At 72.5% G+C, this 13629-nt stretch carries 8 protein-coding genes; 4 read left to right on the top strand and 4 right to left on the bottom strand.

What is annotated here, in order from left to right:
* Positions 1–7: 7 nt before the first annotated feature.
* Positions 8–1453, bottom strand: coding sequence for an MFS transporter (locus ABZ898_RS19195; protein WP_361659860.1), 1446 nt, complete (start codon positions 1451–1453; stop codon positions 8–10).
* 159 nt (positions 1454–1612) lie between these two features.
* Between ABZ898_RS19195 and dusB the strand changes: the two genes are divergently transcribed.
* Positions 1613–2743, top strand: coding sequence for a tRNA dihydrouridine synthase DusB (dusB, locus tag ABZ898_RS19190; protein ID WP_361659857.1), 1131 nt, complete (start codon positions 1613–1615; stop codon positions 2741–2743).
* 114 nt (positions 2744–2857) lie between these two features.
* Positions 2858–3484 (top strand): LysE family translocator, encoded by a 627-nt coding sequence (locus ABZ898_RS19185; protein ID WP_361659854.1) that lies wholly within the window; start codon positions 2858–2860, stop codon positions 3482–3484.
* 23 nt (positions 3485–3507) lie between these two features.
* On the opposite strand, the gene ABZ898_RS19180 is transcribed toward ABZ898_RS19185, so the two are convergent.
* The 3 genes from ABZ898_RS19180 to ABZ898_RS19170 form a co-directional block, all read right to left on the bottom strand.
* A complete protein-coding gene (locus ABZ898_RS19180) occupies positions 3508–5529 on the bottom strand; it encodes a CDP-alcohol phosphatidyltransferase (protein ID WP_361659852.1) in 2022 nt (673 codons plus the stop codon).
* A gap of 180 nt (positions 5530–5709) precedes the next feature.
* Positions 5710–7647 carry a glycogen debranching N-terminal domain-containing protein gene (locus tag ABZ898_RS19175; protein ID WP_361659849.1) on the bottom strand — a complete coding sequence of 646 codons (1938 nt, stop codon included), beginning with the start codon at positions 7645–7647 and terminating at the stop codon, positions 5710–5712.
* Positions 7644–9062, bottom strand: a complete 1419-nt coding sequence (locus ABZ898_RS19170; RefSeq protein WP_361659847.1) for a trehalase family glycosidase — start codon at positions 9060–9062, stop codon at positions 7644–7646. Before ABZ898_RS19170 ends, ABZ898_RS19175 begins: the two co-directional genes overlap by 4 nt.
* A gap of 119 nt (positions 9063–9181) precedes the next feature.
* On the opposite strand from ABZ898_RS19170, the gene ABZ898_RS19165 reads away from it, so the two are divergent.
* Together ABZ898_RS19165 and ppdK are read left to right on the top strand one after the other, a co-directional pair.
* A complete protein-coding gene (locus ABZ898_RS19165) occupies positions 9182–10402 on the top strand; it encodes an ROK family protein (protein ID WP_361659845.1) in 1221 nt (406 codons plus the stop codon).
* 406 nt (positions 10403–10808) lie between these two features.
* Entirely contained in the window at positions 10809–13529 is a 2721-nt protein-coding gene (gene ppdK / locus ABZ898_RS19160) for a pyruvate, phosphate dikinase (protein WP_361659842.1), read from the top strand.
* Positions 13530–13629: the final 100 nt, after the last annotated feature.

Below are 13629 nucleotides of genomic sequence, written 5' to 3'. Positions count from 1 at the left end.
GCCGACGTCAGGCGGACGTCCCCACCGGCTGCCGCACCTCTTCCGTGGCCAGCCGTTCCGCCGTGCGCTCGGCCGTGCGGTGGGCCCAGCGGCCGCTGGTCAGAAGGCCCAGCACCAGGACGGCCGCGCCGCACGCGGCCAGGACCCACCAGCCCGGACGGGCCGCCGCGACGAAGGTGTCGCGGTAGCCGGAGCCGCCGATGCCGGCGGCCAGGACCGCGCCGATCACGGCCACGCCGAGGGTCTGGCCGAGCTGCCGGCTGGTGGAGGCGACCGCGGCCGCGACGCCCGCCTGGGCGCGGGGCATGCCGGAGACGGCGGTGTTGGTGATGGGGGCGTTGACGAAGCCGAAGCCGACGCCGAAGAGGACGTAGCCGATGAAGAGGGTGACGTCGGAGGTCTCGGCCTCGAAGAGGGCGAAGAGCAGGCCGCTCGCCGTCATCGCGGCGCCCGCGATCAGCAGCGGCAGCCGCGGACCCCGGGTGCCGACCAGCCGCCCGGACAGCGGGGCGCACAGCAGGGTCGGCGCGGCCATCGGCAGCATCCACAGGCCGGCGTGCAGGGCGTCGAGGCCGCGTACGTTCTGCAGGTAGAGCGTGGACAGGAAGAGGAAGCCGCCCAGCGCCGCGAAGGCGCTCACCGCTATACCGGTCGCGCCGCTGAACGGCGCCGAACGGAAGAAGCGCAGGTCGATGAGGGGTTCGGGGCGCCGGGGTTCGTAGATCAGGAGGGCCAGCAGGGCCGCGAGGGCCACGGCGGCGAAGGGGAGCACCTCGGTGAGGCCCGCCTCGGGCGCCTCGATGATCGCGTACGTCAGCGAGCCGAAGAGGGCGATCACCAGTACCTGGCCCACCGGGTCGGGGCGGCGCGGCCGGGGCGCGCGGGACTCGGGGACGAAGCGCAGCGTGAGCAGCAGGGCGGCGAGGCCCACCGGCAGGTTGACCCAGAAAATCGAGCGCCAGCCGACCGACTCCACCAGCAGCCCGCCCGCCAGCGGACCGGCCGCCATGGAGATGCCGACCACCGCGCCCCACACACCGATCGCCCGCGCCCGTTCGCGCGGGTCGGTGAAGGTGTTGGTGATGATCGACATGGCGACCGGGTTGAGCATCGAGCCGCCGACTGCCTGGACCATCCGGAACACCACGAGGAGCTCCAGGTTCGGCGCGAGCGAGCACAGCAGGGAACCGGCGGTGAAGATCACCAGGCCCGCCATGAAGACCCGCTTGCGCCCGATCCGGTCCGCCGTGGACCCCGCCAGCATCAGCAGCGAGGCCAGAACCAGCGTGTAGGCGTCGATCGCCCACTGGAGGCCGGAGGTGGTGGCGTGCAGCTCGCGCTGCATCGAGGGCAGTGCGACGTTCAGGGCGGTGTTGTCCAGGCTCACGATCAGCAGGCTCATGCAGCAGATCGCGAGCACCAGCATCCGCCGCCGGTGACTCAGCTCGGGCATGCGTCCCATCGTACGCGCTTCGATAGTGCGGCTAACTAATGAACAGTACATGTTTTGCCCCGTACCCGGACAAGATCCAGCCCTCGGGGGGCAGGGGCACGAGTGAGGTGAGGGACAATGGACGACGCCCATGCCGTACATCCGTCCCGGAGCCCCCTGATGACCCAGCCGCTTTCCATCGGCCCGCACGCCGTGGTGCCGCCCGTCGTGCTCGCACCCATGGCCGGGATCACCAACGCCCCCTTCCGCACCCTGTGCCGGGAGTTCAGCGGGGGCAAGGGGCTGTTCGTCAGCGAGATGATCACCACGCGGGCGCTGGTCGAGCGCAACGACAAGACCATGCAGCTCATCCGGTTCGACGAGACCGAGAAGCCCCGCTCGATCCAGCTGTACGGCGTCGACCCGGCCACCGTCGGCAAGGCCGTCCGCATGATCGCGGAAGAGGGCCTGGCCGACCACATCGACCTCAACTTCGGCTGCCCGGTCCCCAAGGTCACCCGCAAGGGCGGCGGCTCCGCGCTGCCGTACAAGCGGAACCTGCTGCGGTCGATCCTGCGCGAGGCCGTCACCGGCGCGGGTGACCTGCCGGTCACCATGAAGATGCGCAAGGGCATCGACGACGACCACATCACCTACCTCGACGCCGGCCGCATCGCCGTCGAGGAGGGGGTGACCGCCATCGCCCTGCACGGCCGCACCGCCGCCCAGCACTACGGCGGCACCGCCGACTGGAGCGCCATCGCCCGGCTGAAGGAGCACGTCCCGGAGATCCCGGTGCTCGGCAACGGCGACATCTGGTCCGCCGAGGACGCGCTGCGCATGGTGCGCGAGACCGGCTGCGACGGCGTGGTCGTCGGCCGCGGCTGCCTCGGCCGCCCCTGGCTCTTCTCCGACCTGGTCGCCGCCTTCGAGGGCCGCGACGAATTCCGGCGGCCCGAGCTGCGCGAGGTCGCCGACGTCATGGTCCGGCACGCCACGCTGCTCGGGGAGTGGCTCGGCGACGAGTCGCGCGGTGTCATCGACTTCCGCAAGCACGTCGCCTGGTACCTCAAGGGCTTCGCGGTCGGCTCCGAGATGCGCAAGCGGCTCGCCATCACCTCCTCCCTGGAGGAACTGCGCGCCGGCCTCGACGAGCTGGACCTCGACCAGGCGTGGCCCACCGGTGCCGACGGCCCGCGCGGGCGCACCTCCGGCAACAACCGGGTGGTCCTCCCCGACGGCTGGCTGAAGGACCCCTACGACTGCGCGGGCGTCGGCGAGGAAGCCGAACTGGACACCTCCGGCGGCTGAACGCCCCTGCCCTCGCGGCGAGTTGTGGCCTGATTCGCCTTGTTCCACGCGCCTGTGGCGGGTGTTACTTTCCTCGCGTACTTTCCTCGGGGGAAGGGGGACGCCGTGTGGATCATGGGTTTTCTCGCGGTCGCGCTGCTGGTCGCACTGACTCCCGGCGCCAACAACCTGCTGGCGCTGAGGCATGCCATGGTGCGCGGCTTCGGCGCCTCGATGGTCGGGGTCTGCGGACGGCTCGTCGCCTTCGCCGTGCTGGTGGTCGCGGTCGTGGCCGGACTGGGGCCGCTGCTGTCGGCCTCCGAGTGGGCGCTGACGGCCATCCGGTGGGCCGGCGTCGTCTACCTCGCCTATCTGGGCAGCACCATCCTGTGGGCCAGCTTCCGGCGGCGCGGTGAGCCTGAAGGGACCGCCGCCGAGGCTTCGGCGCCGGAGCGGCCGCCGCTGGCCGCGCTGGTGCGCAAGGAGTTCCTCGTCGCGATCACCAACCCCAAGGCGGTACTGGTCTTCACCGCCTTCGTCCCGCAGTTCGTCGTCCACGGACACGGGTCGGTGACCGGCCAGCTCGCGGTGCTCGGCGCCTTCTACCTCGTCGCGGAGGCGGCCGCGGCCGGGGTGTTCGCCGCCGCGGGCAGCGTGATCAGGGCGGTCCGCCTCAGCTACCGGGCACACCGCCGGATGGACCGCGCCACCGGCGGCGTGCTCCTCGGCATGGCGGGCCTGCTCGCCGCCGAGTCGGCCTAGGCCGTGTCCGACCGGGAGACCGGTCAGCCCTTCTTCGGGTGCGGGGTGGAGCCGTAGGCGGTCAGGAAACGGTCGCGGAAGGCGTTCATCCGCCACACCGGCGCGTCGTGCGCGGGACGCAGGCCGTCCGTCCAGCCCCAGTCGCCGATCTTGTCGAGCACCTTCGGGTCCTTGGCGACGATCGAGATCGGTACGTCCCTGCTGGCGTGGTTGCCGCTGACGCGGGCGATGGGCTGGTGGTCGCCGAGGAAGACCAGCACCGTGTCCTTCGAGCCGTAGCGCACCAGCCACTCGGTGAGGGCGTTCACCGAGTACTGGATCGACTTGCCGTACTCCGTGCGGGACTTGGCCGTGTCCGCCATGACGTCCGTCGGGTCGGTGCCCGCCGCCTCGATGCCCTTGAAGACCGAGCCGTCGCCCAGCTCGTCCCAGTCGACCATCTTCGGGATCGGGCTCCAGGGCTGGTGGCTGGAGGTCAGGATCAGCTCCGACATCACCGGCTTGTCGTGCTTCTTGCCGTGCACCCGCTGCTGGAACTGCTCCAGGGCGTACTGGTCCGGCATCGTGGACCAGCTGAACTTCGGTCCCTTGTAGCCGAGCTGGAAGGCGTTGTAGACCTTGTCCAGGCCGTAGAAGCTCTGTTCGGGCCACGCCTTCTGCACGCCCGGCATCACCCCGACCGTGTTCCAGGCGCCGGTCTTCTTGAACACCTTGGTGAGGCTGAGGTGGTCGCTCGCCATCACCGTGCGGTAGCGCTGCTGGTTGCTGACCCACAGGCCCGACAGGGTGGTGGAGTGGCCGAGCCAGCTGCTGCCGCCATACGTCGCGGAGGTCAGCCAGCCGCTCTTCGCGTGGTAACCCGCCTTCGCCAGAGCCTCGTTGCGCACGGCGAGGGTCTTGTCGACGCCGGGTGCCATGACCGGGTCCTCGATCGCGCTGCGGCCGTAGCTCTCGATGAACGTGAAGATGACGTCCTTGCCGCGCAGGTCCGGCACGAGCTGGGCGGGCGGGGTCGCGCCGAACGCGTCCACCTTGGCGACCTTCTGGAACGCGGCCTCGTCCGCCAGCGTGTTCGACACCCGCTCGGTCTGGCTCCGCAGCGTGACGGCCGCGCTCTCGGCGGCCAGCGGCACGCCCGCGATCTGCACCCCGAAGGAGGAGCAGGTGATCCAGACGACGCCCGCGATCAGGGTGCCCCGGGTCGCGGTGGCGGAGTGCCGGGCGAGGACGTCGCCCAGCCGCACGACGGCGAAGGCCGACGCGGCGAACAGCAGCAGCACGGCGACGATCAGCGCGGCCGTCGCGGCGAGGGTGGCCGTCCGGCCGAACGAGTCCTCCAGGTACGACTGCGCGTCACCCAGCAGGCTCCAGTCCAGCACCAGGTTGAAGGTCCGGCCCAGGTACTGCCGGAACCCCATGTCCAGCCAGTTGAGCACGGTCAGCGCGGCCATCGCGACACCAGCCGCCGCGCCCACCACGACACGGGGTTTCCTGGGCAGGGCGAGCAGTATCGCCGCCCCGACGATCGCCTCTCCCGGAATCCGGAAGAAGCCGGCCGGCCTGACCGCGACGATGGTGGCGGGCATCACCAGGCAGCAGACGACCAGCACGGCGGCCAGCACGGTGACGGTCCGCGAGAGGACGCGGGCCCGCCGGGGGTGCGCGGCCCGCCAGCGGGCGATGCGGCCGGGCCCGCCCCCGGAGGCGGCCTCCGGCTCGGCCGCCGCGCCGGACTCGTGCGCCTTCGCTTCTGACGGTTCGGCCTCCGCGCCGGACTCGTGCGCCTTCGCTTCCGACGGCTCGGCCGCCGCGCCGGACTCGTGCGCCTTCGCTTCTGACGGTTCGGCCTCCGCGCCGGGCTCGTGCGCCTTCGCCCCCGACGGCTCGGCGGCCGTGCCGGACCCGGGGCCGTCGTCGCTCTTCCCGTGCTCGGCCGGCGTCTTCGTGTCCACCGCCCCGCCGGGTCCGGCGGAGCCCTCCTCGGGAATGCCCCCCGGTGCCCCCGCCGCGGCCGGTGACTGGTGCGTGTTCTTCTGCTGAGGCAAACCCGGAGGTCCTTCCGCGCGGGGCCGGTGAGGGGGGAGGCGGCGGGCCACGCTGGGGAGGCAGAGGCGGGACCGGTTCGGGCCGGCCCGCCCGGCCCGCCGTCCTTGCGTACGGTCCACCGCGGGCCGGTGTTCACGACCTACGGCAAATACCGGGCAAACGCCCGGTCAAGGACGGTGTCAGGCACCCCCGACCGCGGTGAGCAGGGCGAGCGGCGCGGCGGCGGAACGGGACTCCCGCACACACGCGTGCGGGTACGGTACCGGCTCGGGGTGGGTGTCACGGCCGTAACCCGCCAGCACCTCGGGAAGCCGGTGACCCGCCGCCGTCGCCGCGTCCACCAGCCCCCGGGCCACCGCGCGGGCCTCGTCGTGCAGGCCGTAGCGGGCCAGGCCCAGGGTGATCAGGGCGTTGTCGTGCGGCCAGACCGAGCCCCGATGGTAGGACAGCGGGTGGTAGGCGGCCTGGCCGGAGGCCAGCGTGCGCACGCCCCAGCCGGAGAAGAAGTCCGGCTCCAGCAGCCGGCGTCCGACCGCCTCCCCGTACTCCTTGTCCAGCAGCCCCGACCACAGCAGATGTCCGGCGTCCGAGGCGAGCGCGTCGATCCGGTGGCCGTCGCCGTCCAGCGCCAGCGCGGGGAAGTCCTGCTCCGGCAGCCAGAAGTCCCGCTGGAAGCGGTCGCGCAGATCGGCCGCCGACTGCTCCAGCAGCGCCGCGTACGTCCCGTCGTCCCACACCGTGCGCGCCAGCCAGGCCGTGCGCCGCAGCGCGTCGTACGCGTAGCCCTGCGCGCCCGCCGCCATCACCGCGCCGCTCGGCCGCGTGCCGTCGGCCCGGCAGATCGCGCCGGGGGAGTCCTTCCAGTTCTGGTTGGCCAGGCCGCCCTCGTCGGCCCGGTAGACGAGATAGCCGCGCGCGGTCAGCCCGCCGTGGTCCAGCATCCAGCCGACCGCCGCGCGGGCGTGCCGCTCCAGGCGCCGGGCGAGGGCCGTGTCGCCGGTGCGCTCGGTGTAGGCGCCGAGCAGGACCAGGAAGAGCGGGGTGGCGTCGACCGAGCCGTAGTAGCGCCCGTACGGCACCTGCCCGAAGTGGGCCAGCTCGCCGTGCCGGACCTCGTGCACGATCTTGCCGGGCTGGGCGACGGAGGAGGCGCCGTCGGCGGTGGCCTGGGTGGCGGCCAGCGCGGGCAGCGTGGCGGCGGCGAGCTGCGGCCGGTACGGCAGGGAGAACAGCGAGGACAGCAGGGCGTCCCGGCCGAGCAGGGTGAGGAACCAGGGGGCGCCCCCGGCCGGGACCCGCAGTTCCTCCCCGTCCGGTCCCCGCGCCGGCACCTGCAGCGCGGCCAGGTCCGACAGCCCCCGCACACAGGCGGCCGCCAGCTCGGGCCACGCGGCCGGGAAGGCGACCCCCTCCATGAACTCGGCCTCCGCCGAGCGGAGTTCCTCGTCCACCGCGACGGGCGAGCGGGGTACGCGCACCGCGCGCCGGTCGCCGTGCGGGCGGGCCATCACCCGCAGCAGCAGCTCCGCGCTGCCGTGCGCGGGGAGTTCGAGCGTCCAGACCAGCCGCCGGGCGCCGGTACCCGTCTCCTCCACCGCCTCCGGAGCGGGCTCGGCGGTGATGGTCGTACAGGACCGCCATTCCCCGCGCCGGTAGCCGAACTCGATCCCGTCGTCCAGGATCTGACGGCTGCGCACGGCCCCCGCCTTGACGTAGGTGCGGTGGTCGGAGCGCAGTTCGAACTGGTCGGTGAAGTCGGCGTCCACGGTGAGCGCGAGCCGTACGGTGGTGGCCACCGGGACATTACCGGTGACCCGCACCGACTCCACGAACGAGCTGTCGCCCACGGCCTGTTCGCGCCACAGGGTGTACGCGGGCGGCTCCTGGCGGCCGCCGCGCGGCACCAGCACGCAGCGCGCCGTGTCGCCCTCCCCGACCGGCCGCAGCACCTCCGGCACCGCGCCGTCGACGGTGAGCTGCCAGCGGCTCAGGTGCCGGGCGTCCCGGACGAACAGCCCGTCCACCGGGCCGCCGCCCCGCACCCCGCTGATGTCGCCCCGGTCGCCCACGGCGGCGAACGTGGCTCCTCGCACGAACAGATGATGCCGCTCGGTCATCTCCGGTCCCCTCCCTCTTCGCCAGTGTCCACAGCGCCGTTCGCGTCGTGCAGCAGGTCCAGCGTCAGCGCGGCCGTCCAGCCGAACCCCGGCGCCCCGCACGCCTCGCCGGTGTCCGGGTCCACGTACTCCGCGAACTCGGATTCCCCGGCCGCGCGCAGGAACGCGGCGCGCAGGGCGTCGGCCGCCGCGCGCTCGCCGCGGGCGCGCAGCCCGCGCTCCACCAGCCAGGCCGTGTTGAACCAGGCCGGGCCGCGCCAGTAGCGGTTCGGCTCGAACGCCGGGCCGCGCAGGTCGTAGCTGGGCACCAGCCCGGTGCGCGCCGCGAAGTGCGGGCCGCGCAGGGTGTCCAGCAGCGCGCCGGCCACGTCGCCCGGCAGCCCGGGCAGCAGCAGCGGGACCAGGCCCGACACGCTCCGCTCGCGGACCGGGCCGCCGCCGCGCAGGTCCCGGCAGAGGAACATCCCGGACGCGTCGTCCCACAGCCGTTCCACCAGCGCCGCCGTCAGCCGCCCGGCGCGGGCGCGCCGGGCGGTGCCGGGGGCGCCCAGTTCCGTGGCGATGTCGGCGAGGGCGTGCTCGGAGGCGATCAGCAGGGCGTTGAAGGAAGGGTCCTCCACCGCGAACTCCCCGTCTCCGTCCGCGTATCCGCCGTCCCGGTAGTCGGCCGCGAGGCGCACGTACCGTCCGTAGTCCAGATCGGTCGGCCGGTCCTCGGGGGCGCCGTGGTCGAGGTCGGCGCGGCGGAAGGAGCGGGCCGGGGCCGGGCTGACCCGGGCCAGCGGGCCGTCCCAGCACGGGCTGTTGTCCATGCCCTGCTCCCACGGGTGCACCACCGCCACCAGACCGCCCCCGCCGAGGTCCCGGCGGTGCAGCAGATAGCGGTGCCAGGCGGCGAGCCGGGGGTACACCCGGGCCAGGAAGCCGCGCGCCCGCGACAGGCCGGGGTCGGCGCGGTGCACCAGCCAGGCGGCCAGCGCGTGCACGGGTGGCTGCACGATGCCGGACGTCTGTACGGTGCGCGGGGCGCCCGCGGCCCGCCCCGCGGTGGAGGAGCGCCAGAAGTCGGGGCTCGGGAAGTAGGCGTCGAGCGGCACGGAGGGGGAGAAGACGATGTGCGGCACCCGCCCGTCCGCCCACTGCGCCGCGAGCAGCGTCTCCAGCTCCGTCTGCGCCCGCAGAGGCGACAGGTGCCGCAGGCCGATGGCGATGAACGCCGAGTCCCAGGACCACTGGTGCGGGTACAGGCTCCGCGAGGGGACCGTCGAGGCGCCCGTCCAGTTGGCCGCCAGCACGCGTGCCGCCCTGACATGCAGCGACGCCACCGACGGCGGCGACGCGGAGGAGTGCGGCGGCGGATCGTATGCGATCCGGCGCTCGGTGGTACGGGCGGTGAGCTGGGCAGTGCGATCCACTCGGGGCTCCCCGAAGACGTCCGGCCGGCCTGGTTTGGTCTTGTCTATCGCAGGGTTACGTCTACTTAACACGCAAAACTCAATATGTAATGCAAACTTGAGGAACACAAGGGGGTGGCATGACCGGAAAGCCGGGCAGGACGGCCAGGGGCGGCGCTCAGACGAGCGCCGGTGAGCTGCTCGACCTGGTGCGCAGCGGACGGGCCGTCACGCGCGGCGCGCTCCAGCAGGTCACCGGACTCTCCCGCGCCACGGTCGGCCAGCGCCTGGACCGGCTGTTCCGGGCGGGCTGGCTGCGCGAGGGAGCGGGCGGCCCGGTGGACTCCCCGCTCGGCGGCCGGCCCGCCGCCACCCTGGAGTTCGACGGCTCGCACGCCGTGGTCCTCGCCGCCGACCTCGACACCCGCCACGCCCGCGCCGCCCTGCTCACCCTGACCGGCGAGATCCTGGCCGAGCGGGCGGGAGCGCTGGTGGTCGAGGACGGCCCCGAGGTCGTCCTCGCCGGGCTGGGCCGCTGGTTCGCCGAACTGCTCGCCGAGACCGGCCACCCGCCGCAGGCGGTCTGCGGGATCGGGCTCGGGGTGCCGGGCCCGGTGGACAGCGAGACCGGGCGGGTGGTCCAGCCCCCGATGATGTCCGGCTGGGACGGCTACGACATACGGGGCCGCCTCTCCCGCGCCTTCACCGAGCACACCGGCGCCGGGCCCGTCCCGGTCCTGGTGGACAACGACGCCAACCTCATGGCGTACGGCGAGCAGCGCGCCGGACACCCCGGCTGCCGGGCGTTCGTCCTGGTCAAGGTCTCCACCGGCATCGGCGCCGGGGTCGTGGTCGACGGCGCGATCTACCGGGGGGTGGACGGCGGCGCGGGCGACCTCGGGCACATCCGGGTCGGCACCGAGGCGCTGTGCCGCTGCGGCTCCTACGGCTGTCTCGCCGCCGTCGCCAGCGGAGGCGCGGTGGCCCGGCGGCTGACGGACGCCGGGGTGCCCGCCGCCTCCGGCTCCGACGTGCGGGACCTGCTGGCCGCGGGACACCCGGAGGCGGCCGCCCTGGCACGGGAGGCCGGGCGCCGGGTCGGGGACGTGCTGGCGACCGTCGTCACCCTGCTCAACCCCGGTGTGCTGATGATCGCGGGCGATCTCGCCGGCACGCCCTTCCTGACCGGGGTGCGCGAACTGCTCTACCAGCGGGCGCTGCCCCGCTCCACGGCCCACCTCGACGTCGTCACCGCGAGGCTGGGTGAGCGGGCGGGGCTGACCGGCGCGGGGGCGCTGGTCGTGGAGCACCTGTACGCGCCCGAGCGGGTGGAGGAACGGCTCTCCGCGCTGGGGGTGTGACGGGCGCGTTTCCGGCTCGCGTCGGCGTCCGCATGGTGAAATCGCGCGCCCTGTGGCAGCGTGATTCTCGCCACCCTTGATAAGGGGTGCGCTCAGATGAGCGGATCTTGAGCGACTGCACTTCTCCAAGGGGTGGCACTCGGTGCCACCCCTTGGGCGTTCATTGATCGAAATCAAGCGTGCCGATCGATGCTCATCTGAGCGGCGAGAGATGCCTTCGGGCGCCCTTGCGTTCAAGAAGTGAACACTTGCGCGGCCCTGGCCTTGCCCTGCCTTTGCTTTCGATCCTGTGGCAGACGGCTGGTTACAGGCTTATGACGCACGAGTGGACGTACCCAGGTGCCTTCGATCTGGGTATGTTCCTCGCCGTCAGGGCAGCCACCGTGGCCTCAAGGAGTCGAGACCCGTGTCGGAAAACAAAGAGCCTCACGTAGCGAAGTTCGTCTACGACTTCACCGAGGGCAACAAGGACCTCAAGGACCTGCTCGGTGGCAAGGGCGCCAACCTCGCAGAGATGACCAACCTCGGACTGCCGGTCCCTCCCGGCTTCACCATCACCACCGAGGCCTGCAAGGTCTACCTCGACAGCGGCGAGGAGCCCGCGGCACTGCGGGACGAGGTGAGTGCGCACCTCGACGCGCTGGAGCAGCGCATGGGCAAGAAGCTCGGCCAGGCCGACGACCCGCTGCTGGTCTCGGTCCGCTCCGGCGCCAAGTTCTCCATGCCCGGCATGATGGACACCGTCCTGAACATCGGCCTCTCCGACAAGTCGGTGAAGGGCCTGGCCAAGCAGGCCGGCGACGAGCGCTTCGCGTGGGACTCCTACCGGCGCCTCATCCAGATGTTCGGCAAGACCGTCCTCGGCGTCGACGGCGAGCTGTTCGAAGAGGCGCTGGAGAAGGCCAAGGAGGCCAAGGGCGTCCAGGTCGACACCGAACTGGACGCGGCCGACCTGAAGAAGCTGGTCACCGCCTTCAAGAAGACCGTCAAGACCGAGGCCGGCCGGGACTTCCCGCAGGACCCGCGCGAGCAGATGGACCTCGCGATCAAGGCCGTCTTCGAGTCGTGGAACGGCGACCGCGCCAAGCTCTACCGCCGCCAGGAGCGCATCCCGGGCGATCTGGGCACCGCGGTCAACGTCTGTTCCATGGTCTTCGGCAACCTCGGCCCCGACTCCGGCACCGGCGTCGCCTTCACCCGTGACCCCGCCTCCGGGCACCAGGGCGTCTACGGCGACTACCTCCAGAACGCCCAGGGCGAGGACGTGGTCGCGGGCATCCGCAACACCGTGCCGCTCGCCGAGCTGGAGAACATCGACAAGACGTCGTACGACCAGCTCATGAAGATCATGGAGACCCTGGAGAACCACTACCTGGATCTCTGCGACATCGAGTTCACCATCGAGCGCGGCAAGCTGTGGATGCTCCAGACCCGCGTCGGCAAGCGCACCGCGGGCGCGGCCTTCCGCATCGCCACCCAGCTCGTGGACCAGGGCCTGATCGACGAGACCGAGGCGCTCCAGCGCGTCAACGGCGCCCAGCTCGCCCAGCTCATGTTCCCCCGCTTCGACGAGGACGCCCGCGCCGAGCAGGTCGGCCGGGGCATCGCCGCCTCGCCGGGCGCGGCGGTCGGCAAGGCCGTCTTCGACTCGTACACCGCCGTCAAGTGGTCCCGCTCGGGCGAGAAGGTCATCCTGGTGCGCCGGGAGACCAACCCCGACGACCTGGACGGCATGATCGCCGCCGAGGGCATCCTCACCTCGCGCGGCGGCAAGACCTCCCACGCGGCCGTGGTCGCGCGCGGCATGGGCAAGACCTGTGTCTGCGGCGCGGAGGACCTGGAGGTCGACACCAAGCGGCGCCGGATGATCGTGCCGGGCGGCCACGTGGTCGAGGAGGGCGACGTCATCTCCATCGACGGCTCCTCCGGCAAGGTGTACCTCGGTGAGGTACCGGTCGTGCCCTCCCCGGTCGTGGAGTACTTCGAGGGCCGGATGCACCCGGGCGCCGACGACGCCGACGAACTGGTCGAGGCCGTGCACCGGATGATGGCCTTCGCCGACCGCAAGCGCCGGCTGCGGGTGCGGGCCAACGCCGACAACGCCGAGGACGCGCTGCGCGCCCGCCGGTTCGGCGCCCAGGGCATCGGACTGTGCCGCACCGAGCACATGTTCCTCGGGGACCGGCGCGAGATGGTCGAGCGGCTGATCCTCGCGGACACCGGGGCCGAGCGCGAGGAGTCCCTCAAGCAGCTCCTCCCGCTGCAGAAGCAGGACTTCGTCGAGCTGTTCGAGGCGATGGACGGCCTGCCCGTCACGATCCGCCTCCTCGACCCGCCGCTGCACGAGTTCCTGCCCGACATCACCGAGCTGTCGGTGCGCGTGGCCCTCGCCGAGTCCCGGCAGGAGCCGCACGAGAACGAACTCCGCCTGCTCCAGGCCGTGCACCGCCTGCACGAGCAGAACCCGATGCTGGGCCTGCGCGGCGTGCGCCTCGGCCTCGTCATCCCGGGCCTGTTCACCATGCAGGTCCGCGCCATCGCGGAGGCGGCCGCCGAGCGCAAGACGGCCAAGGGCGACCCGCGCGCCGAGATCATGATCCCGCTCGTCGGCACCGTCCAGGAGCTGGAGATCGTCCGCGACGAGGCCGACCAGGTCATCGCGGAGGTCGAGGCGGCGACGGGCACGAAGCTGAAGCTGGCGATCGGCACGATGATCGAGCTTCCGCGCGCCGCGCTGACCGCCGGTCAGATCGCGGAGGCCGCCGAGTTCTTCTCCTTCGGCACGAACGACCTCACCCAGACCGTGTGGGGCTTCAGCCGGGACGACGTGGAGGCATCGTTCTTCACGGCCTACCTGGAGAAGGGCATCTTCGGCGTCAGCCCCTTCGAGACCATCGACCGGGACGGCGTCGGCTCGCTCGTGAAGGCCGCCGCCGAGGCCGGCCGGGCCACCCGCCCCGACCTCAAGCTCGGTGTCTGCGGCGAGCACGGCGGCGACCCGGAGTCCGTCCACTTCTTCCACGAGGTCGGCCTGGACTACGTCTCCTGCTCCCCCTTCCGCATCCCGGTGGCCCGCCTCGAAGCCGGCCGCGCGGCCACCCAGTCGGAGGGCAGCGACCACCGCTGACCTCCCGCCGACCCCGGACCCGTCGTCGGTCCCCGACCCTCACCACCGATCGACGACGGGCTCCGGCGCCACAAAGAGGGGCGGCACCCTGTGCGGGGGT

It is taken from the genome of Streptomyces sp. NPDC046860 (genome assembly GCF_040645115.1).
Lineage (GTDB): Bacteria > Actinomycetota > Actinomycetes > Streptomycetales > Streptomycetaceae > Streptomyces.
Note: the sequence above shows the minus strand (reverse complement) of the source record. Positions and strands in the feature narration are given on the sequence as shown.

Excerpts from the sequence above, each read along its gene's own strand:
- ABZ898_RS19195 (WP_361659860.1), bottom strand. The coding sequence starts at position 1,453 with ATGCCCGAGCTGAGTCACCGGCGGCGGATGCTGGTGCTCGCGATCTGC.
- dusB (WP_361659857.1), top strand. The coding sequence starts at position 1,613 with ATGACCCAGCCGCTTTCCATCGGCCCGCACGCCGTGGTGCCGCCCGTC.
- ABZ898_RS19185 (WP_361659854.1), top strand. The coding sequence starts at position 2,858 with ATGGGTTTTCTCGCGGTCGCGCTGCTGGTCGCACTGACTCCCGGCGCC.
- ABZ898_RS19175 (WP_361659849.1), bottom strand. The coding sequence starts at position 7,647 with ATGACCGAGCGGCATCATCTGTTCGTGCGAGGAGCCACGTTCGCCGCC.
- ABZ898_RS19165 (WP_361659845.1), top strand. The coding sequence starts at position 9,182 with ATGACCGGAAAGCCGGGCAGGACGGCCAGGGGCGGCGCTCAGACGAGC.